Genomic DNA, 25,910 nt, shown 5'->3' on the forward strand with positions numbered 1-25,910 from the left:
ATCCGTTATAATCTGCCATTCAAAATAATGGCATCGATAAACAGACACGCTATTGAGATATCAAGCAACACGCGCACATCGTTGAGTCCCCGCCTCCGCGGTTCATCTCTGAGGCTCGGTGCCGGCGGGTGATCCCGTCGACGACTCCTACTAGCTTCGTCGTCCCGGCGCAAGTCACTACTCTAGCAGTTCTTCGCGGCCAGGTCCAACTCCGCTCCGCGTGGTCCCGGTCACCTCCGGATCGCGGTGCGATCCGTCCGTGTCCGAGTCACGGCCGCTGGTCCGATCTCTCGTCCCGGCGGGCCCGCAGTGAGTCCCAGTCGCTCTGCTCCTCGCTCCTCCCGGGGGAGGCTCTCGGCCCTTCGCGTCTGCGTCCTCGCTGCTGACAAGAAAGAACATTACGGGTCCCGCGAGGGGCCGTCAAGCCGCTCCGTTCAGCCTCCGTTCACCCTGCAGAACTGGTATTCGCGCAGGTCAGCAGTACTTTGCCCGACTGGAAAAGCGCTCGTTCACCCGAATGTGACCCACGCTTGAGAGAGGGGTCACCGGTCCTTATCGTCAGGTTGACAAGCAAGCTCGTCGGCGGTTAATCGCGTGCCGCGGACGGTCGCTCCGGAGAGCCCGTGGGTCCAGCATTCCGGTACGCCCCCGGATGCGCACCGGGCCCCGCCTCTCGACTGTGCGTGGAGTGGCGGGGCTCGGTGGGGCGGCGGCGGGATCCGCGCCGGCGTGTCGACACGGGGAGCCGACACGCCGGACCGGTCAATCGAGGCGGTGCACCATCGCGGCGTTCTTGCGACCGCGACGCAGCAGGAGCCTCGCCCCCGGCAGCGCGTCGAGCTCTCCGACCTCCCGTGCGAGGTCGTCGGCGGAGATCCTCTCCCCGTTCACGGAGAGTCCTCCCCCGTCGGCGTCCCGTCGGGCCGCGCCCTTGGACTGCGCGATGCCGGCGCTGACGAACGCGTCCACCAGCGGCGTGGTCGCGGAGACCTCCGCCCCGGGCAGCTCGCGGGCGATGGCGAGGACGGTCTGCTCGTCCAGCGCACGCACGTCCCCGCGGCCGAAGAGGACGGAGGCCGCGGCCTTCGCCTGCTCGGTGGCCTGGGCCCCGTGGACCATGGTGGTGAGCTCGTCGGCCAGAGCCCTCTGCGCGGCGCGCTCGTGCGAGGCCGTCTCGGTGGCGTGCTCCAGCTCCGCGATCTCCTCCTCACTGCGGAAGGTGAAGAAGCGCAGGTACTTGACCACGTCCGCGTCGGCCGCGTTGAGCCAGAACTGGTGGAACGCGTAGGGGCTGGTGAGCTCCGCGTCCAGCCACACCGCGCCGCCCTCGCTCTTGCCGAACTTGGTGCCGTCGGCCTTGGTGACCAGCGGAGTGGTCAGCGCATGGACCTCGTGCCCCTCCACCTTGTGGATGAGGTCGACCCCGGAGAGGAGGTTGCCCCACTGGTCGTTGCCCCCGTACTGCAGGGACACCCCGTGCCGGCGATGCAGCTCGAGGTAGTCGATGCCCTGCAGGACCTGGTAGCTGAACTCCGTGTAGCTGATGCCCTCATCGCTCTGGAGACGGCGGGCGACGGTGTCCTTCGCGAGCATCGTGCCCATGCGGTAGTGCTTGCCTATGTCCCGCAGGAAGTCGAGCGCGCTCATCTGCCCGATCCAGTCGAGGTTGTTCACCATGGTCACGCCGAACTCCCCCTCGAGGTCGAGGAAGCGGGAGATCTGGCCGCGCAGGCTCTCGACCCAGGTCGCGACGATCTCGGCGTCGTTGAGCACGCGTTCGCCGGACATGCGGGGGTCGCCGATCAGACCGGTCGCCCCGCCCACGAGGGCGAAGGGGCGGTGGCCGGCCAGCTGCAGGCGACGCATCGTGAGCACCTGGGTCAGGTGGCCGACGTGCAGGGAGGCGGCGGTCGGGTCGAAGCCGCAATAGAGGCTGATCGGTCCGTCCGCCAGAGCGCTTCCGAGCGCCTCGCGCCCGGTGGTCTGCACGACGAGTCCTCGCCAGGCGAGCTCGTCCAGGACGGAATGCATCGATCGTTTCCTCTCGGTGGTGCGGTGCGGTCCCCGGTCGGGGCCACGGTCATTGTCCCCCACTCACGGGGCGGGGTGCCACGCGATATCGCGCGCGGGCCCGACGGCGTCGGCGGTCGTGGACGGCAGGCGAGAGGCCCGAGACCTGTCATGTGCAGGTCCCGGGCCTCTCCCATCCCTCCGGTGGACACCGCGCCGGGAGGCGGGTGTCGCAGCGCGGCGCCCGGCCGTCCAGGGGCGGAGCTCCCCCGGCAGGCAGGGCCCGGAGCGCCGCCTCGTCGCGCGGGTGTCAGCCCTCGGCGCGGTCCCGGGTGAAGGCGCGCAGGCCGGCGACCTGGGCGGCCGCGGCGTCGGTCTGCTCGGCCACCCGCACCGGGGCGGTGCCGCCCTTCGCATCACGGGAGGCGATGGAGCCCTCGACGGAGAGCACCTCCCGGACCGAGGGGTCGAGGTGCTCGGAGATCCCGGCGAGCTCGTCGTCGGTGAGGTCCCACAGCTCCTTGTCCTGCTCCTCGGCGACCTTCACGCAGGAGCCGGAGATCTCGTGCGCGACCCGGAACGGGACGCCGCGGCGCACGAGGTGGTCGGCGATGTCGGTGGCGAGGGAGAAGCCCTGCGGGGCCAGCTCCGCCATCCGCTCCGTGTGGAAGGTCAGCGTCGCCATCATCCCGGTGAAGGCCGGGAGCACGAGGTCGAGAGAGTCGACCTGGTCGAAGACCGGCTCCTTGTCCTCCTGCAGGTCGCGGTTGTACGCCAGCGGCAGCGCCTTGAGCGTGGTCAGCAGCCCCACCAGGTCGCCCACCACGCGCCCGGCCTTGCCGCGGGCGAGCTCGGCGATGTCGGGGTTCTTCTTCTGCGGCATGATCGAGGAGCCGGTGGAGTAGGAGTCGTCCAGGGTGATGAACGAGAACTCCTTCGTGTTCCACAGGATGACCTCCTCCGCGAGGCGCGAGAGGTCGATGCCGATCATCGCCAGCACGAAGGAGAACTCCGCCGTCAGGTCCCGCGAGGCGGTCCCGTCGATCGAGTTCCACACCGAGTCGCCGAACCCGAGCTCGCGGGCGACGGCCTGCGGGTCCAGGCCCAGGCTCGAGCCCGCCAGGGCGCCCGAGCCGTACGGGGAGGAGTCCGCGCGGGCGTCCAGGTCCCGCAGCCGCTCCACGTCCCGCAGCAGCGGCCAGGCATGGGCCAGCAGGTGGTGGCTGAGCAGCAGCGGCTGGGCGTGCTGGAGGTGGGTGCGGCCCGGCATGGGCGCGCCGTGCACCTCGCGGGCCCGGGCCACGAGCACGTCGACGAGGTCCAGGACCTGATCGCCGACCGCACGGGCCTGGTCGCGGATGAACAGGCGGATCAGGGTCGCGATCTGGTCGTTGCGGGAGCGGCCGGCCCGCAGCTTGCCGCCGAGGTCCTTCCCGGCCCGCTCGATCAGGCCGCGCTCGAGGGCGGTGTGCACGTCCTCGTCCTCGGGCGCGGCGGCGAACGCGCCGGAGGCGACGTCGGCCGCGAGGCGGTCCAGCGCGTCCTGCATCCCGGCGAGCTCCTCGTCGCTCAGCAGCCCGGCGGCGTGGAGCACGTTCGCGTGCGCCTTCGAGCCGCGCAGGTCGTACTGGGCGAGCCGCCAGTCGAAGTGCGTGGACACGGACAGCGCCGCCAGCGCGGCCGCCGGACCGGAGCCGAAGCGTCCGCCCCACAGCGCGGCGCTCTCCTGCGCGGCCGACGCGTCGGCCCCGGGACCGACGGCGCCCGTCGACTCCCCGTGCGAGTTCGCGGAGGGGGCGTCGCTCATGCCTGGTCCTCGGCGGCATCGAGGTCCTCGCCGTTGCCGAGCGCCACGTCGCGCGCCGCGGCCTGCTTGGCGGCGAGGCCGTAGATGTCGATGAAGCCGCGGGCGCTGGCCTGGTCGAAGGTGTCGCCCTCGTCGTAGGTGGCGAGGTTGAAGTCGTACAGGCCGGTCTCGGAGCGGCGCCCGGTGACGGTGGCGCGGCCGCCGTGCAGGGTCATGCGGATGTCGCCGTTGACGTAGCGCTGGGTGTCCTCGATGAAGGCGTCGAGCGACTTCTTCAGCGGGGAGAACCACTGGCCGTCGTAGACCATCTCGGTCCAGCGGTCGCCGACCTGGCGCTTGAAGCGGGCCTGCTCGCGCTCGAGGGTCACGCGCTCGAGCTCCTGATGGGCGGTGATCAGCGTCATCGCGCCCGGCGCCTCGTAGACCTCGCGGGACTTGATGCCCACCAGGCGGTCCTCGACGATGTCGATCCGGCCGATGCCCTGGGCGCCCGCGCGGCGGTTGAGCTCCTGGATCGCCTCGAGCGGGGTGACGGCGCGGCCGTCGATCGCGACCGGGACGCCCTGCTCGAAGGAGATCACGACCTCGTCGGCGACCGGCGGGAAGGCGGGGTCGTCGGTGTAGGAGAAGACGTCCTTGGTGGGCTCGTTCCAGATGTCCTCGAGGAAGCCGGTCTCGATGGCGCGGCCCCACACGTTCTGGTCGATCGAGAAGGGGTTGTGCTTGGTGGTCGCGATCGGCAGGCCCTTGCGCTCGGCGTACTCGATCGCCTTGTCGCGGGTCAGCGCGAGGTCGCGCACGGGGGCGATGCACTTGAGCTCGGGGGCGAGGGAGGTGATCGAGACCTCGAAGCGCACCTGGTCGTTGCCCTTGCCGGTGCAGCCGTGGGCGACAGTGGTGGCGCCGTACTTCTTCGCGGCCTTGACCAGGTGCTTGGTGATCACGGGGCGGGAGATCGCGGAGACGTTCGGGTAGGCATCCATGTACAGCGAGTTGGCCTTGAGGGCGGGCATGCAGTACTCGTTCGCGAACTCGTCGCGGGCGTCGGCGACGTAGGCCTCGACGGCGCCGCAGTCCAGGGCGCGCTGGCGGATGACCTCGAGGTCCTCGCCGCCCTGGCCCACGTCGACCGCGCAGGCGATGACGTCGGCGCCGGTGGCGTCGTGGATCCAGCCGATGGCGACGGAGGTGTCGAGTCCGCCGGAGTAGGCGAGGACGATCTTCTCGGTCATGAGGGGTGCTCCTAGGTCGTAGGGGTTCAGTGGTGGTCGGGGTGGTGCCGCGATGGCCGGGGCGGGCCGTGCGACGGCGGGACGGGCACGGGGGCCCGGTCCCTGGGGCCGGAGGTGGGCGAGGTCAGGGTCTGCGAGGCGAGGGTGTCGGGGTCGTCCCGGCGGGGGCCGACGGGCGGACCTGCCCGGTGCGCGCCGTCACGGCGCCTCGCCGCCCTCGTCGAGGGCGCCGAGCTCGCGCCGGCCCTCGGCCAGGTCGAGGAGCCGCTCGGCGAGGCGGTCACCGCCGGCGGGGTCCCGGGAGACCAGCAGGACGGTGTCGTCCCCGGCGATGGTACCGAGCACGTCGGGCATGACGGAGCGGTCCATCGCGGAGGCGAGGTACTGGGCGCCGCCGGGCGGGGTGCGCACGACGACGAGGTTCCCGCTCGCTTCGGCGGAGACGAGCAGCCCCTCGGCCAGCCGCGGCAGGCGCGCCTCGAGCAGCTCGCCCTCGGCGCCGACGGGACGGGCGGTCCCGCCCTCGGGCGGGAGACGGTAGACGAGGCTCCCGGCGGAGCCGCGGACCTTCTCGGCCTGCAGCTCGACGAGGTCCCGCGAGAGGGTCGCCTGGGTGACCTCGATCCCCTCCGCGGTCAGCAGCTGCGCGAGCTGCGACTGGGAGGAGACCTCCTCGTGGATCAGCAGCTGCACGATGCGCTGCTGGCGCGAGGTCTTGGTCTGCGCGAGGGCGCGCCGGGAGTCGCTCATGCGCGCTCCCGGGCGCCGCGGGTGCGGACGTGCGCGACGGCGTGGGCGGCGGTGCTCTCGTCGGGGTGCTCGAGCAGCCAGGTCAGCAGGGCCTTCTGGGCGTGGAGGCGGTTCTCCGCCTCGTCCCACACCACGGAGGCGGGGCCGTCGATGACCTCGGCGGCGACCTCCTTGCCGCGATAGGCGGGCAGGCAGTGCAGGAAGATCCCGCCGGAGAGCGCCATCAGCTCGGAGGTGACCTGGAAGGGCGCGAAGGTCTCCTCGCCGCGGCCGTCCTCGCCCTCCTGGCCCATGGAGACCCAGGTGTCGGTGATGACGGCGGTGGCGCCGGAGACCGCCTCGCGCGGATCGTCGGTGACGAGCACCGCGCCGCCGGTCGACGCGGCGATCTCCTCGGCGCGGGCGACGATCCCGGGGTCGGGGCGGTGGGAGGCGGGCGAGGCGATCCGCACGTCCATCCCGGCGGTGACGCCGCCGAGCAGGTAGGAGTGGGCCATGTTGTTCGCCCCGTCGCCGAGATAGGCGAGGGAGCGCCCGGCGAGCGCGGCGTCGCCGTCGGCCAGTCCCCCGGTGTGCTGGGCGATGGTCTGGAGATCGGCGAGGATCTGGCAGGGGTGGAACTCGTCCGTCAGCGCGTTGACCACGGGCACGGTCGCGTGGGCCGCCATCTCCTCGATCCGCTCCTGGCCGAAGGTCCGCCACACGATCGCGGAGACCATGCGCGTGAGCACCTCGGTGGTGTCGGCGACGGACTCGCCGCGACCCAGCTGGCTGGAGCCCGCGTCGATCACCAGCGGGCTGCCGCCGAGCTCGGCGATGCCGGTGGCGAAGGAGACGCGGGTGCGGGTGGAGGCCTTGTCGAACATGACCGCGACGGTGCGCGGTCCCTCCAGGGGGCGCTTGGCGAAGCGGTCGCCGGCGAGCTCGAGGGCGAGGGCGAGGACCTCCTTCTGCTCCGCGGGTCCCAGGTCGTCGTCGCGCAGGAAGTGGCGGGGCATGTCAGGACCTCTTCTCGTCGGTGGTGGAGGCGGCGGCCTGCTCGGCGGCGTCGAGCAGGGCGGGCAGCGCCTCGACGAAGGAGCCGAGCTCCTCGTCGGTGATGATCAGCGGCGGGGCGAGCCGCAGGGTGCTCGGGTTCGCGGCGTTGAGGATGAAGCCGTGCTCGAGGGCGGCGGCGACGACCTGCGGCGCGATCGGGGCGGCGAGGGTGATCCCCTGCAGCAGTCCCGTGCCGCGCACGCCCGTGATCCGCGGATCGCGCCCGGCGAGCTCGAGGATCCGGGCCTGCAGCTGTGTGCCGAGGGTGCGGGCCTTCCCGAGCAGGCCGTCCTCGGCGAGGGTGCCGAGCACGGCGAGGGACACGGCCGCGCCCAGCGGGTTGCCGCCGAAGGTGGTGCCGTGCTGGCCGGGGCTCAGCAGGCCGGTGGCGTGCTCGCCGAAGGTGAGCACGGCACCGATCGGGAAGCCGCCGCCGAGGCCCTTGGCCAGCGTCATCACGTCGGGCTGCAGCCCCTCGATCGCCTGGTGGGCGAACCACTCCCCCGTCCGCCCGACGCCGGTCTGGACCTCGTCGAGGATCAGCAGGGCGCCGTGGCGGGCGGTGAGCTCGCGGGCCGCGCGGAGGTACTCCTCCGTCAGCGGCAGCACTCCGGCCTCGCCCTGGATGGGCTCGAGCACGAGCGCGGCGACGTCCCCCGGGGCGAGGGCCGCCTCGAGCGCGGCCACGTCGCCGGCGGGCAGGAACTCGACCCCGCCGGGCAGCGGCTCGAAGGGGGCGCGGTAGGCCTCCTTGTGGGTGAGGGCGAGCGCGCCCATGGTGCGGCCGTGGAAGCTCTTCTCGAGCGCGAGGATCCGGGGCCGGCCGGTGCGGCGGGCGATCTTGAAGGCCGCCTCGTTGGACTCGGTGCCGGAGTTCGTGAAGAACACGCCCGAGCCCTCGGGGGCCTTCGCCAGCTGCAGCAGCCGCTCGGCGAGCTCGATCTGGGTGGGGGTGGCGAAGAAGTTCGAGACGTGCACGAGGGTGCCCGCCTGCTTCGTCATCGCGGCGACCACGTCGGGGTGGGCGTGGCCGAGGGCGTTGACGGCGATCCCGCCGAGGAGGTCGAGGTACTCCTTCCCGTCGGCGTCCCACACGTGCGTGCCCTCGCCGCGCACGAGCACTCGCTGCGGGGTGCCGAACACGCCGATCATGGAGCGGGAGTAGCGGCCGGCGAGCTCCTGGGCGCCCTGCGGGGTCGTGCCCTGCGGCGTCGTGTCCTGCGTCTGCGTCTCAGACATAGTCGTCCCTCCTGACCATCGTGCCCACGCCCTTGTCGGTGAAGACCTCCAGCAGCACGGCGTGCTCGATCCTGCCGTCGGTCATGGCCGCGGTGCGCACCCCGGAGTCCACCGCGTCCAGCAGCGACTCGGCCTTGGGGATCATCCCGGCGGTGAGGCCGGGCAGCATCTCCCGCAGCTCGCTCGCGGAGATCTCGGGGATCAGCGAGTCGCGGTCCGGCCAGTCGCGGTAGAGGCCCTCGACGTCGGTGAGCACCACCAGCTTCTCGGCGTCCAGGCCGGCGGCGAGCGCGGCGGCGGCGAGGTCGGCGTTGATGTTCAGGACCGCGCCGGTGGGGCGGCCGTCCTGGTCGGTCTCGGGCGCGATCGAGGAGACCACCGGGATCCGGCCGGCGTCCAGGAGGTCCTGGATCGACTCGGGCCGCACCTCGGTGACCTCGCCGACGTTGCCGAGGTCGACCTCCTGGCCGTCGACGACGGTGCCGCGGCGGCGGGCGGCGAACAGCCGCGCGTCCTCGCCGGACATGCCGATCGCGTAGGGGCCGTGGCTGTTGATCAGGCCGACGAGCTCGCGGCCCACCTGGCCCACCAGCACCATCCGCACCACGTCCATGGTGTCTTCGTCGGTCACGCGCAGCCCGCCGCGGAACTCGGACTCGATGCCGACGCGGCCCAGCATCGCGTTGATCTGGGGGCCGCCGCCGTGGACGACGACGACGTGGATGCCGGCGTGGCGCATGAACACCATGTCGGCGGCGAAGGCGCGGCGCAGGTCGTCGTCGATCATGGCGTTGCCGCCGTACTTGACCACGACGATCTTGCCGCGGAAGCGTTGCATCCAGGGCAGCGCCTCGATGAGGATCTCGGACTTCGCATGCGCCGCGGCCTGGGCCGGGGTGAGGTCGGCCAGCGGGTTCTTGGACGGCGCGGCGGACGGCTTCGATGTGGTCATGAGGAGTAGGCGCTGTTCTCTTCGACGTAGTCGTGGGTGAGGTCGTTCGTCCAGATGTCCGCGCTCGCGGAGCCCGCGCCGAGGTCCACCTCGATGAGGGTCTCGCGCGGGGTCATGTCGACCTCGGAGCGGTCGCGGTGGGCACCGCCGCCGCGGCACACCTCCACGCCGTTGACGGTGACCGAGAGGTCCTCGACGGCGAAGGGGGCGACGGCCTCGGGCACGCAGCCGGCCGCCGCCACGATCCGGCCCCAGTTGGGGTCGTTGCCGAAGATCGCGGCCTTGACCAGGTTGGAGCGGGCGATCTCGCGGGCCACGGCCTCGGCGGCGTCCTCGGCGGTGGCGGAGCGGACCACGACGTGCACGTCGTGGCTGGCGCCCTCGGCGTCGGCGACGAGCTGGCGGGCGAGGTCCGCGCTGACCGTGCGCACCGCCTCGGTGAGCTCCTGGACGCCCAGGGTCACGCCGCTCGCTCCGGAGGCCAGCAGGATGACGGTGTCGTTGGTGGACATGCAGGCGTCGGAGTCGACGCGGTCGAAGGTGGTGCGGGTCGCGCCGCGCAGCGCCTCCTCGGCGGTGGCGGCGTCGACGTCGGCGTCGGTGGTGAGGACGACGAGCATGGTCGCCAGCTGCGGGGCGAGCATGCCGGCGCCCTTCGCGATCCCGCCCACGACGACGCCGGAGGGGAGCCTGACCTCGGCCGTCTTGGGGACGGAGTCGGTGGTCATGATGGCGCGGGAGGCGGAGGCGTCGGCCTCCTCCCCGGCGTCGAGCCGGTCGATCGCCGAGGTGACGCCGGCCAGCAGCGGCTCCATCGGCAGCCGCTCCCCGATCAGGCCGGTGGAGCACACGAGCACGTCCTGGGCCGCGATGTCGAGGAGGCCGGCGAGATGCTCGGCGGTGCGGTGGGTGTCCTGGAACCCCTCGGGGCCGGTGCAGGCGTTGGCGCCGCCGGAGTTCAGGACCACGGCGCGGGCGCGGCCGTCGGCGACGGCCCGACGAGACCACTGCACGGGAGCGGCCTGGACGCGGTTGGCGGTGAACACGGCGGCGGCGACGTCGCGCGGGCCGTCGTTGAGGACGAGGGCGAGGTCCTCCTTGGGGGCGGCCTTGATGCCGGCGGCGAGGCCGACGGCGCGGAAGCCGCGGGGGCGGGTGATCGACACGGGGTCTCCTGGGAGCGTGGGGCGAGGGGCGAGGGGCGCGGTGGGTGGGGCTCGGACGGGCGGGCCGGCCGGCCGACGGGAGCCGACGGTCCGGCGGAGCCCGGCGGGCGAGGGTCAGGGGGCGAGCGCGGTGCGGCGGAGCCCGGTCGCCTCGGGCAGGCCGAGGGCGAGGTTCATCGACTGGAGCGCGGCGCCGGCCGTGCCCTTGACGAGGTTGTCGATCGCGGAGATGACGGTGGCCTGGCCGCTGCGGGCGTCGACGGCGGCGCCGATGCGGATCGTGTTCGCGCCGGCGACCTGCCCGGTCGCGGGGGCGCTGCCCTCGGGCAGGACGGTCACGAAGCGCTCGCCGGCGTAGTCGTGCTCGAGGGCGGCGAGGAGGTCGGCGGTGGTGGTGCCCTCGGCGACCGGGGCGGTGCACACGGCGAGGATCCCGCGGCTCATCGGCACGAGCACCGGGGTGAAGCCGAGACGGGCGTCCTCGCGGCCGGTGGCGCGGCGGAGGTTCTGCAGCACCTCGGGGACGTGGCGGTGGGTGCCGCCGACGGCGTAGGGCGCGGCGGTGCCGGAGGCCTCGGAGAACAGCAGGTGCTGCTTGGCGGCGCGGCCGGCGCCGGAGTAGCCGACGGGCAGGACCGCGCTGAGCGCGCTGGCGTCCAGCAGCTCGGCGCGCAGCAGCGGGGCGAGGGCGAGGGTCACGGCGGTCGCGTTGCAGCCGGGCACGGCGATCTCGCGGGCCGTGCGCAGCTGCTCGCGCTGGCGGGTGCCGTCAGCCAGGGGCAGCTCGGGCATGCCGTAGGTCCAGGTCCCGGAGTGCTCGCTGCGGTAGTAGGCCTGCCACTCCTCGGCGCTCTCGAGCCGGTGGTCGGCGCCGAGGTCGAGCACGAGCACGTCCGGGTCCTCGGCGCGCAGGGCGGCGGCGATCTGCCCGGACTGGCCGTGCGGGAGGGCGAGGACCACGACGTCATGGCCACGGAGGGTCTCCACGCTCGTCTCCCGCAGCACCCGGTCGTGGCCGAGGTCGATGTGCGGGGCGACCTCGGAGAGGTGCTTGCCGGCACTCGAGTGCGCGGTCACGGTCGCAACCTCGACGCCGGGGTGGTCGGCGAGCAGGCGCAGGGTCTCCCCGCCCGCGTAGCCGGAGGCGCCGACGACGGCGACGCGCGGGCGCACGGCCCGCTCTGTCGCCGGGATGGGGGCGGTGCTGCTGCTCGCGGACATCATGACGGAAGCATATACAGACATCTACATGATTAACCACCCTGGGCGGCGGGTGCCCACATCGCGGACGGCGGCCCTGCCCTCCGGTCGACGATCCTGCCCGCTGGTCGGCGATCCCGCCCGTCGGTCGGCGAGCACCCCGAGGTGGCGTAGGGTTGAAACACGAATTACATAGTGGGTGCCGGCCAGGCGTCGGCACCAGGACAAGGAGCATGCCGTGAGGGACTTCTTCCTCGGGGAATCATCGCCCGGTCTCATCGACTGGACGACGATGCCCACCTACAACACCATCATGGCGATCGCCGCGGGCGCCGGGCTGGTGGCCCTCGTGCTGTTCGTACGGGATCTGCTGACGCATCGCGCGGAGGATCCCGTGAGCACCGACGGCTGGTCACTGACCTTCGGGGTGCTCGGCCTGATCCTCTCGCTGCTGGGCCTGCACATGTCGCTGACCTGGCCGCTGGCCGCCGGCGGCTTCGCCTTCGACAACGTCATCTTCGGCGAGACGAGCCTCGGCTTCGGCGTGCTGATGCTGGCGCTGGCGCTGCATCTCGCTCGCCGCGGTGATCTCCTCGCAGGCTCCGCCGCCCCGCTCGCCGAGCTGGCCCGCACCGCACGACCGCTCGGCATCTTCATCATCGGCCTCGGCCTCGCCCTGCTGGCGATCATGGCCGCCGGCATGGCGTACCAGCTGTTCGCGGCCCCGCCCCAGGAGCCGATCTCGGGTGCCTTCGCCGAGTGGCCGGTCGTCGAGGCGACCTTCATGTCGCTGCTGTTCGGCCTCGTCGGCGCCGGCGCGGTGCTCGCGCCCTCCGCCCTGCGCGGTCTGGGCCGCGCGGCCCGCTCCGCGGCGGATGCGGATGCGGACTCAGCCCTGGTCGTGCCGGGCCTCGCGAAGGTCGTGGGCGTGCTCTGGCTCGTCACCGGAGTCGTCTTCGTGCTCTTCGGCGCGATGAACTTCTACACCCACATCGGTCTGATCGTGAACACCATGTGAGGCCTCCCCGCACCGAGTGCAGGAGGGGCCCCGCTCGTATGAGCGGGGCCCCTCCTGTGCGTCACGGCGCTGCTCCGCGGCACCGACCCCGGCGCGGTCGGCTCCGCCGCGGCCGCGTCCGCGCAGCGTCCGCTCAGGCGCGCAGCACGCCGCCGACGGCGGACTCGACCGCAGCGATGATCCGCGCACGGGTCTCGCCGATCTGTTCGGCGGTCAGTGTGCCCTCGCCGGAGCGGAGCCGGATCGCGAAGGCGAGGGACTTCTTCCCCTCCCCGATCTGCTCGCCGGTGAACACGTCGAACAGGTGGACGCGCTCGGCGAGGTCGCCGGCGCCCACCACGATCGCGGCCTCGACGGCGCTCGCAGGCACGGACTCCTCCACCACGAAGGCGAAGTCCTCCTTCGCCGGCGGGTAGGTGGGCACCGGCACGGCGCGCACCACGGCGGGGGCGGCGGCGATCACGGCCTCGAGGTCGAGCTCGAAGGCGGCCGAGCGGGCCGGCAGGTCGAACTCCTTCAGCACGGCGGGGTGCAGCTCGCCGGCGGCGCCGACCACGCGGCTGTCCCCGTCGGCCGTGTGGACGCGCAGCTCGGCGGCGCGGCCCGGGTGGAAGGGCGCATGCTCGGTCTGGCGCACCTCGAGCTCGGCGCCGACGGCGGCGGCCGCGCGGCGGGCGAGGTCGAGCGCATCGGTCCAGCCCCATGGCACGGGCTCGCCCTGCCAGGAGTCGGGGCCGGAGGCGCCGCCGACGACCGCGGCGAGCGCCCCGGTCTGCGCGGGCAGCGCGGCGAGGATCGCCTCGAGCTCCTGCTCGCTGGGACGCTGCGCGGCGGCGGGCACCGGGGCGGCGCCCTGTCCCCCGCGGGCGCGGAACACGGAGCCGCGCTGGAAGATCCCGACCGACTCCTCGCCGCGGCCGAGGTTGCGGCGCGCGGTGGGCAGGAGGCTCTGCAGCAGCTCGGTGCGCAGCAGCGGCTCGTCCTCGGAGAGCGGGTTGAGGATCCGCACGGCCTCGCGGCGCGCGTCGTCCGTCCCGTAGCGGAGCCGGTCGTGCACGGAGCCGGCGACGAACGGGGCGGAGTTCACCTCGACCAGGCCCGCCTCGGCGAGCGCGCGGCGGGCGGCGCGGCGGCCGCGCTGGGCGACCGTCAGGCCGCGCCCGCCCGGCGCCGTCGGCAGCACCGAGGGGATCTCGGCGTAGCCGACCAGGCGCGCGATCTCCTCGACGAGGTCCTCGCGGATCGTGAGGTCGGGACGCCACGACGGCGGGGTGACCAGCAGGCCGTCCTCGCCCTCGCGCGCGACGGTGCAGCCGATCGCCTCGAGGGAGGAGGTCACCTGCTCGTCGGTGTAGGCGATGCCGACGACGCGCTCAGCGTCGTGCAGGTCCGCGCTGATCGGGGCGGGTGCGGGGACCGAGCCCTCGTCGGTCACGCGGGCGGAGACGGTGCCGCCGCCGTGCTCGACGATCAGCTGGGCGGCGCGGTGCGCGGCGATCAGCGGGAGCTGCGGGTCCACGCCGCGCTCGAAGCGCTTGGACGCCTCGGAGGGCAGGCGGTGGCGGCGGGCGGTGCGGGCCACGGTGACGGAGTCGAAGGTCGCGGCCTCCAGCACGATGTTCGTGGTCGTGCTCGAGACCTCGGTGTCCTCGCCGCCCATCACGCCCGCGAGTCCCAGCACGCGGTCGCCCGTCGGGCCGCCGGCGTCGGTGATCAGCAGGTCCTCGGGGTCGAGGGTCCGCTCGGTGTCGTCGAGGGTGGTGAGCGTCTCGCCCGTGCGGGCGCGGCGCACCACGATGGGGCCGACGAGCTTCTCGGCGTCGTAGGCGTGCAGCGGCTGTCCCAGGTCGAGCATCACGTAGTTGGTGACGTCGACGATCAGGGAGATCGGGCGCATGCCGGCGAGGGTGAGGCGGCGGGCCATCCAGCGCGGGGTCTGCGCCGCGGGGTCCACGCCCTCGACCTCGAGCGCGACGAAGCGGGTGCAGCCCTCGGCGCCGTTCAGCGGCGCCTCGTCCCGCAGCTGGACCGGCACTCCCCCGGCCTGGGTCGCGGTGATCGCGACCTCGGAGGCGGGATCGGTGAAGGCGGCGCCGGTCGCGTGGCCGTACTCCCGGGCGACGCCCCGCATCGAGAAGCAGTAGCCGCGGTCCGGGGTCACGTTGATCTCGACGACCTCGTCCGCGAGGCCCAGCAGCGCGATCGCGTCGTCTCCCGGCTCGGCGGTGAGGCCGCGTGCGTGGCCGCGGCCGAGCACGATGATGCCGTCCTCGCCGTCGGGGTCAGGGCCGAGGCCCAGTTCCTCGCCGGAGCAGATCATGCCGTCGGAGGTGTGGCCGTAGGTCTTCCGCGCGGCGATCGCGAAGTCGCCGGGCAGCACGGTGCCGGGGAGGGCGACCACGACGAGATCGCCCTCGACGAAGTTGTGCGCGCCGCAGATGATGCCGCGGCTCGGGCGCTCCTCGCCGGGCTGCGGGTCCTTGGGATCGTCGGCGTCCTCGTTGTGCTCGGGGCCGACGTCCACGCGCACCCAGTTGATGGTCTTGCCGTTCTTCTGCGGCTCCTTGACGAGCTCGAGCACGCGGCCGACGACGAGCGGGCCGGTCACCTGCGCGCCGAAGATCGCCTCTTCCTCGAGGCCGACGCGGGAAAGGTCGGTGGCGACCTCGAGCGCGGAGGCGGTCGCGGGGAGCTCGACGTGCTCGCCGAGCCAGGTCAGGGGAATGCGCGGCATCTCAGATCTCCGTCCCGTAGTGCTGGGAGAAGCGGACGTCGCCCTCCACCATGTCCCGCATGTCCGCCACGCCGTTGCGCAGCATGAGGATGCGCTCGATGCCGAGGCCGAAGGCGAAGCCCTGGTACTCCTCGGGGTCCACCCCGGCGGCGCGCAGCACGTTCGGGTGGACCATTCCGCAGCCGCCCATCTCGATCCAGCCGGTGCCGCCGCAGACGCGGCAGTCCGGGTCCGCGTCGTGATCGAGGCCGAGCCGTGCCTCACAGGCGAAGCAGCGGAAGTCCATCTCGGCGCTGGGCTCGGTGAAGGGGAAGTGGTTGGGGCGCAGGCGGGTGATCGGCGCGCCGCCGAAGAGGTGCGCGGCGAGCGCGTCGAGGGTGCCGACGAGGTTCGCCATGGTCAGACCCTTGTCGATCGCGAGGCCCTCGACCTGGTTGAACATCGGCGAGTGGGTCGCGTCGATCTCGTCGGCCCGGTAGACGGTGCCGGGACACGCGATGTACAGCGGGGCGCCGCGCTCGAGCATCGCGCGGATCTGCACCGGGGAGGTCTGGGTGCGCAGCAGCATCCCGGAGTTCTCGGGCGCGAGGTAGAGCGTGTCCTGCAGCGAGCGCGAGGGGTGCTCCGCATCGGCGTTCAGCGCGTCGAAGTTCAGCCAGGAGGACTCCGCCTCGGGGCCCTCGGCGATCTCCCAGCCGATCCCGACGAAGAAGTCCTCGATCCGCTCGGTGAGGGTCCACAGCGGGTGCGCGGCGCCGCGGGGCCGACGGTCCGTCGGCAGCGTCATGTCGACGATCTCCGCGGCGAGCGCGGCCTCCTCCTCGGCGGCGGCGAGCTCGGCCTGGCGAGCGGCGAGCTCCTTCTGCACCCGTCCCTTGCCCTGGCCGACGAGCTTGCCGGCGGCGGCCTTCTGGTCCTTGGGCAGGTCCTTGATGGCGCGGTTCGCGGAGGTCAGCACGCTGGCGTCGCCGACGTGCTCGATGCGCACCTGCTTGAGGGCGGCGGTGTCGGGGGCCGCGGCGATCGCGGCGAGCGCGGCGTCGACGGCGGCGGTGATCGACTGCTCGTCGATCGAGGGCCCGCCGGGCGCGGGGGATGTCTCGGACACGGGGTTCGCTTTCGTCCTGGAGTGCTCGGGGATGCGCGCGCCGGGACGCGGGCACCGCGGACCATTCTAGGAGAGGCCGCGCCGCCGGGGCGCCGGGCAGAGGGAGCGGCCCCCATGTCCCTCCGACGCCCGTGAACCGGACGACGCATCCGGCGCGACACGGATAGGCTGGCCAGGACCCTGTTCCCTCGAAGGAGGCCAGCATGTCCTGGACCGTGAAGGGCGTCGTCGCCCTCGCAGAGAAGAAGCCCGCCGAGCTCGTGGACATCGTGATCCCCGATCCCGGTCCCCACGACGTCGTCGTCGACATCGAGGCGACCGGCGTGTGCCACACCGACCTCGCCTATCGCGACGGCGGCATCAACGACGAGTTCCCGTTCCTGCTGGGCCATGAGTCCGCAGGCCGCGTCTCCGCGATCGGCGAGGACGTCACCCACGTCGAGATCGGCGACTACGTCGTGCTGAACTGGCGCGCCGTGTGCGGCGAGTGCCGCGCCTGCAAGAAGGGCGTGCAGCAGTACTGCTTCGACACCCACAACGCCTCCAAGCCCATGACGCTGACCGACGGCACCGAGCTCACCGCCGCCCTCGGGATCGGCTCCTTCTCGGAGAAGACCCTGGTCCACGAGGGCCAGTGCACGAAGGTCTCCGAGGACGCCCCGGCCGAGGTCGCCGGCCTGCTGGGCTGCGGCGTGATGGCCGGCATCGGCGCGGCGATCAACACCGGCCAGGTCCAGCGCGGCGAGTCGCTCGCCGTGATCGGCCTGGGCGGCGTGGGCTGCGCCGCGATCGCGGGAGCGCAGCTCGCCGGCGCCACCACGATCATCGGCCTGGACGTCGACGAGAAGAAGCTCGCGGCCGCCGAGAAGCTCGGCGCCACGCACACCCTGTGCACCAAGGACCTCTCGCCGCAGCAGGTCGCGGAGAAGGTGCAGGAGCTCACCGGCGGCTTCGGCGCGGACGTCGTCGTCGACGCGGTCGGCATCCCGCAGACCTACGAGACCGCGTTCTACGCTCGCGACCTCGCCGGCCGCGTCGTTCTCGTCGGCGTGCCCCGCCCGGGCGTCGAGATCACGCTCCCCATGCTCGACGTGTTCGGTCGCGGCGGTGCGCTGAAGTCCTCCTGGTACGGCGACTGCCTGCCCGAGCGGGACTTCCCCTACCTGACGGATCTGTACCTCCAGGGCCGTCTGCCGCTGGACCGCTTCGTCACCGGCCGCACCGATCTCGCCGGCACGGACGCGGCGCTGGACGGCCTGCACGACGGCGCGAACCTGCGCACCGTGGTGGAGGTGGCCAAGTGACCGCGCGGCTGGACCATGCCGTCACCTCGGGGACGTTCTCCCTGGACGGCGAGACCCACGAGGTCGACAACAACGTGTGGGTGCTCGGCGACGACGAGCAGTGCGTCGTCTTCGACGCCCCTCACGACGTCGAGAAGGTCGAGGAGCTCGTCGGGAACCGCGAGTGCGTGGGCATCCTGCTCACCCACGCGCACGACGACCACGTGCGCTTCGCCCCGGAGCTCTCCGAGGCGCTCGAGGCCCCGATCCTGCTGAACCCCGCCGACCGCGAGGTCTGGCAGCTCACCCACGGCGACCTGCCCTGGGACGACGACGTCGCCGACGGGGACATGTTCACGATCGCGGGCGTGAACCTCGAGGCGTTGCACACCCCGGGCCACTCCCCCGGCTCGACCTGCTACTACTCCGAGGAGCTGGGCGCGGTGTTCACCGGGGACACCCTGTTCCAGGGCGGGCCCGGTGCGACCGGCCGCTCCTTCTCCTCGCGGGAGACGATCGAGCAGTCGATCCGCGAGCGGCTGTTCCAGCTCCCGGACGACACCGTGGTGCACACCGGCCATGGCCCGGACACCACGATCGGTGCGGAGAAGAAGGCGGCGCAGGGCGACTGGCTCTGAGCGAGCTCTCGATCCGGACGACGCCCGAGCGCCGCGTGCCCTGAGGCGTCGCATCGCTCGCTGACACCGGCGGCGGTCCTCCACGGAGGGCCGCCGCCGGTGTTCGCCCGGGGGGTCCGCCGACGCCCGGCCGTGAGCCCGCACCTGCGTCCGCGAGCTGTCCGCCTGCGTCGCACCCGCTCCTCGCTCTGCTCCGCACGACGCCCGTCACGCCCCGGCGAACGACGACCACGACCCACAGTCTCCGCAGTTCAGCGACACTTCAGGGTTATCCACACACCTTTCGGTCGTCGGACCGATTCGGTAGAATCGGACACAGATCCCGAGGGTGACCAGCACCCCCGAGGTGACCGCGAGGAGGCGGTGAGGATGGGCGAGTTCGAGGCTGACGCCGAACCGCTGCTGCTCGCACCTCCGAGCCCCGAGGCGGCCTTAGCCCTGTCCCGTGTCCGCGCCCGTCGGCGCCGACGCCGCCGTGCGACCCGCGAGCACATCTCGCACATCGGCGGGCATCGGGCGCCGGAGACGGCCGAGCTGCTCGAGCAGCTGTGGGACGGCGGCGCCGAGGACTCGCGCCGGCTGGCCCAAAGGTTCCGCGCGATCGTCGGGGCGACCCACGACCCGCTCTCCCCCGAGGAGCTCCCCCGCGAGGCACGCGCGATGGAGGAGCTGCACCTCTCCCTCGCCCTGCGGTGCACCCGCGCGCAGGCGCGCTCGGCCATCCGCGAGGCGCATCGCGTGGCGACGCTGCTGCCCCTGTGCTTCGCACGGCTCTCCCGCGGCGAGCTCCCCGCGCCGTGGTTCGAGAAGCTGCTGGAACGGACGGGGAGCCTCGAGGACGATGCCCTCCGGCGGCTCGACGTCGAGCTCTCCCGCACCGACCTCTCCGTCTCCCCCGAGGTCTTCTCGCGGATCCTCGGCCATCTCCTCGCCGCCGCGGTCGCGCGCAGCGAGGAGCCGGAGCACGCCCGACCCGAGAACCGCCGCCGCGTGGTCCTGGACCCGCCCCGGCCCGACGGCACCGGCTGCCTGCGCATCATCGGTCCGATCCCGGAGGTCCTCGACCTGTCTCGACGCCTGGATCTCGCGGCTCATGCCGTCCGTGACGGTCAGCGCCGAGCCTTCGAGCAGGGCACCCCGCTGCCGGTCGATCCGGGAGGCGAGATCGAGGCCAGCTGCCTGATCCCCTCCCTCGCCCGCACCCGCTACAACGTGCTGATGAGCTCGCCCCTCGCCACGGGCGACGCCGCACCTCCCCCACCCCAGGTCCGCGTCAACGTGACGGTCCCGGTCATGACCCTCCTGGGGCAGTCGGACGCTCCCGGCATGCTCGACGGCACCATCCCGCTTCCCGCCCGGATGGCCCGCGAGCTCGCCGGGCACGAGAGCACCTGGTACCGGGTCCTCACGGATCCGACGTCAGGCCGCTTCCTCCCCGCCCCGGCGCAGCGCTACCGGCCCACCGCCGAGATGCGCGCGCACCTGCTGCTGCGCCATCCCACCTGCGCGGTGCCCGGCTGCGGCCGCCCCTCCTCGATGCTGTCCGAGACGGATCACCTCGAGGAGTACGACCACGGCGACCCGTCCGCCGGCGGCACGACCGACCCGGAGAACCTGCACGAGCTCTGCCGCGAGCACCACCGGCTGAAGACGCTCGGCCTGCTGGACCCGGTGCGCGACGACCTCGAGGGCACGACCTGGTGGGAGAGCTCCGGACTGATGATGGCCCGGCAGGAGGACGGCCGGGATCTCGCCACCGCCCAGGTCGTCGACGAGATGACCGCAGCCTGGGAGCAGCACGAGCACCTCCGACACCTGCGGGCCGAGGCGGCCGCGCGCCGACGATGGGTGCAGGAGCAGGGCCTCTCCCCCGGCGACCTGGTCACCGGACCGGATGGCGAGGACGACTGGTGGGTCGGGCACGACGGGGACCTGCATCCGCCCGGCGAACCGCCGCCGTACTGACCGACGCGGGGATCCGGCTCGCGACCAGTCGATTCCCGGCGCATGTGCGGTGCGTCACATTTTCGCTCCGAGGTCTGGAGTGTGCCGTTCCGGCACAGTGTGTGCTCCTTGTCGACAGCAGTCCTCGACTCCCCGACGGAGGCGAACGATGGATACCGACAAGGCAGAGAGCTCCACCGGGGCAGAGAGCACCACCACCGAGCAGATCATCGACCAGATGGGCGGAGCCTCGGGGCTCGTCCTCTCGACCGTGCCCGCCATCGCCCTGGTGGTGGCGCACCTGTTCCTCCCGCTGATGCCCACGCTCGCCGTCGCGCTCGGTGCGGGAGCCGTGCTGTTCGTGATGCGCCTGGCCCGCGGCGAGAAGGTGCCCTCGGCGATCGGCAGCCTGCTCGGCGTGGCCGTGGCCGCCGCGCTCGTGATCTGGACCGGTTCGGTCCGGGACTTCTTCGTCATCGGCATCTGGGCCGCCCTGGCGATCTTCCTCCCCACCGCGATCTCCGTCGTGGCGAGGCGCCCCCTGACCGGCATGATCTGGAACGCCGTGCACGGCGGTGAGCACGCCTGGCGGGAGGACCGACCCACCTACCGCGCGCACGTCATCGCCACCTCGGCCATCGCCGTCGCCCATCTCGCGAAGTTCGTCGTGCAGCAGTGGCTGTACGTCGCGGAGAGCATCACCGCTCTGGGCATCGCGGACACCCTCATGGGAGCTCCACTGACCATTTCGCTCGCCCTCGTCGTGGTGTGGGCGTTCCGCCGCAGCACCACGCGGATGCGAGCCGCCGAGGCACGTCATGCGGAGACCGCCACGGGTGACCTGATCGACGGAAGGAACCTCTGATGCCCACCACCTCGATGCTTACCTCTGCGACCCTCACCATCGAAGACCTCCTGCGGCCGCCGGAGCGCTCGGGGATCACGATCTCCCCGGACGGCACCCGGCTCGCCCACCTGGCCATGTGGCACGAGCGGCTCAACATCTGGGTCGAGGAGATCGATGCCGACGCCCCGGCTCGCTGCGTCACCGCCGACGACTCCCGCTCCATCACCCGGTACCTCTGGGCCGACGACTCCCGCCACCTGCTCTACCAGCAGGACAGCGGCGGCGACGAGAACTGGCACGTCTTCCGCATCGACCTCGACCAGCCCGGCGCCCCTGCGGTGGACCTCACCCCCTTCCCCGGTGCCACGGCCCAGGGCCTCGAGCTCCGACAGGGGCGCCCCGGCCACGCCACCGTGCAGCTGAACGCCGACAGCCCCACCGAGTTCGATCTCTACGACCTCGAGATCGCCACCGGCGCCCTCACCCGGCTCGCTCCCAGCCCCGGGGAGGGGAGCACCTGGATGCTCGTCGGCGACGAGCTCCTGCGCAGGAGCATACGAGCGGACGGCACCTGGGAGCTCTGGCGGGGCGAGTCGCTCGTCGCCGCCTTCGACGGAGACGCCTACCCGATGGACGTCCACCCCTTCGAGGCCGCGCCGGACGAGTCGGCCATCTGGTTCGGCTCCTATCGCGGCACCGACCACCTGCATCCGGCCCGCCTCGACCTGGCCACCGGGGAGGAGACGATGATCCATCACCACCCCCACGCCGATCTCGACACGAGATCCCTGGTCTTCCCGAACCTCCCGTCCCCGCTGATCCGCCACCGGCGCACCGGTGAGCTGCTCGGGCTGCGCTATCACGGGATGCGGATGGACACCGCCCCCCTCGACCCGCACTTCGCGGAGGTCCTCGAGGCGGTGGCGGCGCTGTGCGACGGAGACATCGGCGGGATCACCAGCGACGTCGACGAACAGCGGTGGGTGGTGTCGTTCGTGCACGACCGCGATCCGCAGACCTGGCTCTACGACCACCGGACCGGCCGCAGCCGGCTCCTGGCGCGGAGCCTGGAGCACCTGGACGTCGACCAGCTCGCCCCCGTCGAGAGCATCGAGATCACGGCCCGCGACGGTCTGCGACTGCCCGCCTATCTCACGCTCCCCGCCCACGTGCAGCCGCAGGACCTGCCCCTGGTCCTGATGCCCCACGGCGGACCCTGGGCACGGGACTGGTGGAGGTTCGACTCCATCGTCCAGCTCTGGGCGAATCGTGGGTACGCCGTGCTGCAGCCCCAGTTCCGCGGCTCCGCCGGCTTCGGACGCAGGCACATGGAGGCGGGCGTGGGCGAGTTCGCCGGACGTATGCACGAGGATCTCCTCGACGCCTTCGACTGGGCGGTCGACCAGGGCTTCGCGGACCCCGCCCGGGTCGGCGTGTTCGGCGGCTCCTACGGCGGCTATGCCGCGCTCGTGGGCCTCGCGTTCACCCCGGAGCGCTTCGCAGCGGCGGTGGAGTACGTGGGGGTCTCCGACCTCGTCGACTACCTGAGCTCCCTGCCCGAGTACGCGCGAGCAGGCCTCGTGAACAACTGGTACCGCTACGCAGGCGACCCGTCGGACCCGGAGCAGGCCGCCGACCTGAGGGCCCGCTCGCCGATCACCCGGATCGCGGACATCCGCTCACCGCTGATGGTGGTGCAGGGCGCCAACGATGTGCGGGTGAGACGGGCGAACTCCGACCGGATCGTCGCCGGGCTGCGGGAGCAGGGGAACGAGGTGGAGTACCTGGTCTTCGACGACGAGGGGCACTTCATCCTCAACCCGGAGAACGTGCTGGCGCTGTACCGCGCGGCGGACGAGTTCTTCGCGCGACACCTGGCGAAGGTGCCCGCCGCCGCCCAGGACGCTTGAGCGTCCCTCATTCGGCGGACAGCAGCTCGTGGCACCTGACCAGCACTCGCAGCTGGGCGGGTGAGTACAGCTCGGCGAGGGCCTCGCCGATGCTCCGCGTCCCCAGGGAGCGCGAGGTGCCCTCGCCGAAACCGGGATCGTCCAGCTCGGGGGCGGCGGCGAGGCCATCACGGACCGCGTCCGCCATCCGTGCCGCGACGTCCTCGCGCATCTCGGCCGACGCCTCCTCCGGCAGGTTCTCGAAGTCGGCCAGGACCTGTGCGTCGGGGATCGACTCTCCCACGCGCTGCCACGCCTGGAGCGAATCCTCGTCGAGCACGCGTGAGAGGACGGTGAGGAAGTCTCCGTCCGTGCTGCCGGTCGTCCCGCTGGACATCTCCCACGCGCCGGGCACCTCGAGGAGCTGGGTGATCTCGCCCCTGACCTCGACCAGCCGGTCGATCTCCGCGGTGGTCTCCGAGGCCAGGGCCTCCAGGACCTCCCGGTAGCTGTCGGTGGAGGGATCCAGGGTGGGGATCTCCGCGAGCGGCACGCCCAGGTCGACCAGCCGCCTGATGTGCAGCAGCTGGATCAGGTGCCGGACCCCGTAGTGCTTGTACCCGTTCGACGAGCGGGGCGGCTCGGGCAGCAGGCCCTCGTCGTGGTAGTGCCGCACCGCGCGCAGCGACGTCCCTGCGAGCTCGGCGAGCTCCCGTGTGCTCCACGCCATCGGTCGACTCTTCCCGTCGCTCAGTTCCCCACTCACGCCGCCCCGGGGATGCCACCACGCTAGAGGACGCACCCGGTTGATCGTGCCACCATGGCGTCATGCGCGCACCCATGCCTTCTGCACCCTGGAAGAGAGCCGTCATCCGCGGAGTCATGACCGCTGTGCTGGCGCTCGCCCTCAGGGCCGTGCTGGACGGCGGGGTGACGGGGCCGGCGATTACGTTCGCGGTGCTATTCGGTCTTGTCTTTGCGCTCGTCACAGCAGCATTCGAACGAGCAGACCGCTCACCAGCCGGCCGCCCGGACGGCGAGTAGGCTCGAGCGATTCAGCCGTCCCGGCGCTCACCGGCGCCGTCCGGCGCGCTGTCCGCCGGGCTGTCCGCACCTGCGGCGGGCGCGGGTGCGCCGCCTCCCCCGCGCAGGCTCTCGAGATAGGCGTTGTACGCGGCGAGCTCGGCGCCGCCGTCCCGCTCGGCCTTGCGGTCGTACTGCCGGGCCCGTCGGTCCTCGGACTTCATCCACAGCACCGCCACGATGATCGCGTACCCGACCGTCGGCACCTCGGAGATCGCCCACATGATCGAGGCGCCCCGCTCCTGGATCAGCATCAGCCGGTCGGGGCCGTACATCCCCAGCTCCGAGTACCAGCCCTCCGCGACCAGCCAGGTCGCCGAGTACAGCGCGATCCCGAAGAAGGCGTGGAACGCGAGGGTCACCAGCAGCGTGATCAGCTTGAGCACCGGATTGATCGGCCTGGTGGAGGGGTCGATGCCGATCAGCACCCAGGCGAAGAGATAGCCCGAGGCGAGGAAGTGCACCGTCATCAGCACGTGGCCGAGATGGTTGTACATCGCCAGCTCGAACAGCGGGGTGAAGTAGAAGATCACCAGCGAGCCGGCGAAGATCAGCCCGGCCACCGGCGGGGAGGAGATCAGCCGCGAGTAGCCCGAGTGCAGGGCGGCCAGCACCCACTCGCGCACCCCGCGGGACCCGTCGGTGCGGGGCGAGGTGGCGCGGGACAGCATCGTCACCGGCGCGCCGAGCACCCACAGCGGCGGCACGATCATCATCATCGCCATGTGCTGGACCATGTGGGCGTCGAAGCGGAACTTCCCCCAGGCCGCCGCGCCGCCGGAGATCACCCAGGCGAAGGCGAGGCAGCCGGCGAGGAAGGCGAGGGTGCGATGCCACGGCCAGTCGTCCCCGCGCCGTGCCAGGCGCACCGCCCCGGCGAGGTAGAGGCCCGCCATCACCACGGCGAGGGCGATCGCGATCCAGTCCGGCTGGACGACGGTGAACATCGTCGTGGGCGAGAACTCCTGCTCGGGCGGGAGGAAGCCCGCCAGCGAGAGCACCTTCAGGTCGCCGCTTGCGGGGACCGACTGCGGCACGGGCGGGGCGGAGCGGCCCAGCGCGATCGACGCCCCGATCACGGCGGCCATCAGCACGCCCTCGGTGAGCGCGAGATGGCGGAAGCGGAGCCGCTCGCCGAGCCGTGCGCGCTGGAGGGCGCCGAGCACGGCGAGGACGACGAGGCCGAGCGCCTTGGCGAGCACGACCCGGCCGTAGCCGGTCGCGAGCAGGTCTCCCCAGCCCGACAGCCGGATCCCGGCGCTGATCAGGCCGCTGAGGGCCAGCGAGAGCACCGCGGCCAGGGCCCAGGGCGAGTAGCGGCGGACCACGACGCCGAGCACCTCGTCGTCCATCCGCCCGGCGAGCAGCGCGATGGCCAGCAGCCCGCCCGCCCAGACGGTCACGGCGACGAGGTGCAGCGCCATGGCGTTGACGGCGTTGATGTGGTCCAGGCTCGCCCCGGCGTGCCCCACCAGCCCCAGCGACAGCGTGCCGAGCCCGGCGAAGGAGAGGCCCCAGCAGGCCAGCACGGTGGAGCGGGCAAGGGCGTAGGCGAGCGTCGCGAGCGCGGCGAGCACGGCGACGAGCATCTGCAGGCGCCCCAGCGCCCCACCCATCGCGACGTCCCAGACGTTCAGCGCGGTGCCGGCACCGGTCGCCTCGAGCCCGCCGAGCGGGATCTGCGCGAGGGCGGCGAGGGTCCACAGCAGCGCCCCGGCCGCGGCGAGGCGCACGGCCCGGCGGCGCAGCGGGTCCAGCACCGTCACCTCGCGGCGCGAGGGGCCGGGCAGCAGGAGCACGGCGGTCGCGCCCGCGCCGACGGCGAGCAGCAGGCCGAGGTGGTGCAGCGCCCGCACCACGGGCAGCCCGAAGGTCACCAGCGGCGAGGCGGGCACGAGGGTCGCCGGGGACAGCGCCCCGGTGGCGAGCATGCCGAGCCCCGCGGCGAGCAGGGCCAGCAGGAGCAGGAGGG

General features: G+C 72.5%; 19 protein-coding genes. 6 read left to right on the forward strand and 13 right to left on the reverse strand.

What is annotated here, in order from left to right; genetic code table 11:
- Positions 1–762: 762 nt before the first annotated feature.
- From tyrS to argC, 9 genes are all read right to left on the reverse strand, one after another.
- Positions 763–2,031, reverse strand: coding sequence for a tyrosine--tRNA ligase (tyrS, locus tag L3K22_RS15185; protein ID WP_263312132.1), 1,269 nt, complete (start codon positions 2,029–2,031; stop codon positions 763–765).
- A gap of 289 nt (positions 2,032–2,320) precedes the next feature.
- Entirely contained in the window at positions 2,321–3,817 is a 1,497-nt protein-coding gene (argH, locus tag L3K22_RS15190) for an argininosuccinate lyase (protein ID WP_263312133.1), read from the reverse strand.
- Positions 3,814–5,049 (reverse strand): argininosuccinate synthase, encoded by a 1,236-nt coding sequence (locus L3K22_RS15195; protein WP_053916893.1) that lies wholly within the window; start codon positions 5,047–5,049, stop codon positions 3,814–3,816. Before L3K22_RS15195 ends, argH begins: the two co-directional genes overlap by 4 nt.
- 198 nt (positions 5,050–5,247) lie before the next feature.
- Entirely contained in the window at positions 5,248–5,799 is a 552-nt protein-coding gene (locus tag L3K22_RS15200) for an arginine repressor (RefSeq protein WP_263312134.1), read from the reverse strand.
- Positions 5,796–6,797 (reverse strand): ornithine carbamoyltransferase, encoded by a 1,002-nt coding sequence (gene argF / locus L3K22_RS15205; protein WP_263312135.1) that lies wholly within the window; start codon positions 6,795–6,797, stop codon positions 5,796–5,798. Before argF ends, L3K22_RS15200 begins: the two co-directional genes overlap by 4 nt.
- Position 6,798: 1 nt before the next feature.
- Positions 6,799–8,076 (reverse strand): acetylornithine transaminase, encoded by a 1,278-nt coding sequence (locus tag L3K22_RS15210; RefSeq protein ID WP_263312136.1) that lies wholly within the window; start codon positions 8,074–8,076, stop codon positions 6,799–6,801.
- Complete coding sequence (argB, locus tag L3K22_RS15215; RefSeq protein WP_263312137.1) at positions 8,069–9,028, reverse strand: acetylglutamate kinase; 960 nt, start codon at positions 9,026–9,028, stop codon at positions 8,069–8,071. Before argB ends, L3K22_RS15210 begins: the two co-directional genes overlap by 8 nt.
- Complete coding sequence (argJ, locus tag L3K22_RS15220; protein ID WP_263312138.1) at positions 9,025–10,194, reverse strand: bifunctional glutamate N-acetyltransferase/amino-acid acetyltransferase ArgJ; 1,170 nt, start codon at positions 10,192–10,194, stop codon at positions 9,025–9,027. Before argJ ends, argB begins: the two co-directional genes overlap by 4 nt.
- A gap of 114 nt (positions 10,195–10,308) precedes the next feature.
- A complete protein-coding gene (gene argC, locus L3K22_RS15225; RefSeq protein ID WP_263312148.1) occupies positions 10,309–11,415 on the reverse strand; it encodes an N-acetyl-gamma-glutamyl-phosphate reductase in 1,107 nt (368 codons plus the stop codon).
- 217 nt (positions 11,416–11,632) lie between these two features.
- On the opposite strand from argC, the gene L3K22_RS15230 reads away from it, so the two are divergent.
- The gene (locus tag L3K22_RS15230) at positions 11,633–12,412 is read left to right on the forward strand and encodes a DUF981 family protein (protein ID WP_263312139.1); all 780 of its coding nucleotides are present in this window, start codon (positions 11,633–11,635) and stop codon (positions 12,410–12,412) included.
- Between the two features lie 133 nt (positions 12,413–12,545).
- On the opposite strand, the gene pheT is transcribed toward L3K22_RS15230, so the two are convergent.
- Positions 12,546–15,146 (reverse strand): phenylalanine--tRNA ligase subunit beta, encoded by a 2,601-nt coding sequence (gene pheT / locus L3K22_RS15235; RefSeq protein ID WP_263312140.1) that lies wholly within the window; start codon positions 15,144–15,146, stop codon positions 12,546–12,548.
- Between the two features lies 1 nt (position 15,147).
- Entirely contained in the window at positions 15,148–16,254 is a 1,107-nt protein-coding gene (pheS, locus tag L3K22_RS15240; protein WP_263312141.1) for a phenylalanine--tRNA ligase subunit alpha, read from the reverse strand.
- Positions 16,255–16,457: 203 nt separating this feature from the next.
- Here pheS and L3K22_RS15245 point away from each other — a divergent pair, with 203 nt between their 5' ends.
- The 5 genes from L3K22_RS15245 to L3K22_RS15265 all read left to right on the forward strand — a co-directional run bounded on the left by L3K22_RS15245 (position 16,458) and on the right by L3K22_RS15265 (position 22,876).
- A complete protein-coding gene (locus L3K22_RS15245) occupies positions 16,458–17,558 on the forward strand; it encodes an S-(hydroxymethyl)mycothiol dehydrogenase (RefSeq protein WP_263312142.1) in 1,101 nt (366 codons plus the stop codon).
- Positions 17,555–18,175, forward strand: coding sequence for an MBL fold metallo-hydrolase (locus L3K22_RS15250; RefSeq protein WP_053916913.1), 621 nt, complete (start codon positions 17,555–17,557; stop codon positions 18,173–18,175). The genes L3K22_RS15245 and L3K22_RS15250 overlap by 4 nt, the downstream gene beginning before the upstream one ends.
- Before the next feature lie 369 nt (positions 18,176–18,544).
- Positions 18,545–20,140, forward strand: a complete 1,596-nt coding sequence (locus L3K22_RS15255) for an HNH endonuclease signature motif containing protein (RefSeq protein ID WP_263312143.1) — start codon at positions 18,545–18,547, stop codon at positions 20,138–20,140.
- A gap of 148 nt (positions 20,141–20,288) precedes the next feature.
- Positions 20,289–20,984: a DUF3159 domain-containing protein gene (locus tag L3K22_RS15260; protein ID WP_263312144.1), complete on the forward strand. Its 696-nt coding sequence runs from the start codon at positions 20,289–20,291 to the stop codon at positions 20,982–20,984.
- The gene (locus L3K22_RS15265; protein WP_263312145.1) at positions 20,984–22,876 is read left to right on the forward strand and encodes a S9 family peptidase; all 1,893 of its coding nucleotides are present in this window, start codon (positions 20,984–20,986) and stop codon (positions 22,874–22,876) included. The genes L3K22_RS15260 and L3K22_RS15265 overlap by 1 nt, the downstream gene beginning before the upstream one ends.
- A gap of 7 nt (positions 22,877–22,883) precedes the next feature.
- Here L3K22_RS15265 and L3K22_RS15270 read toward each other — a convergent pair whose 3' ends face one another.
- Positions 22,884–23,585, reverse strand: coding sequence for a MerR family transcriptional regulator (locus tag L3K22_RS15270; RefSeq protein ID WP_263312146.1), 702 nt, complete (start codon positions 23,583–23,585; stop codon positions 22,884–22,886).
- Positions 23,586–23,910: 325 nt separating this feature from the next.
- Positions 23,911–25,910 (reverse strand): bifunctional copper resistance protein CopD/cytochrome c oxidase assembly protein (locus L3K22_RS15275; protein WP_263312147.1); only part of this gene is annotated, 2,000 nt, incomplete at its 5' end.

It is taken from the genome of Brachybacterium atlanticum (genome assembly GCF_025669985.1).
Taxonomy (GTDB): Bacteria; Actinomycetota; Actinomycetes; order Actinomycetales; family Dermabacteraceae; genus Brachybacterium; species Brachybacterium conglomeratum.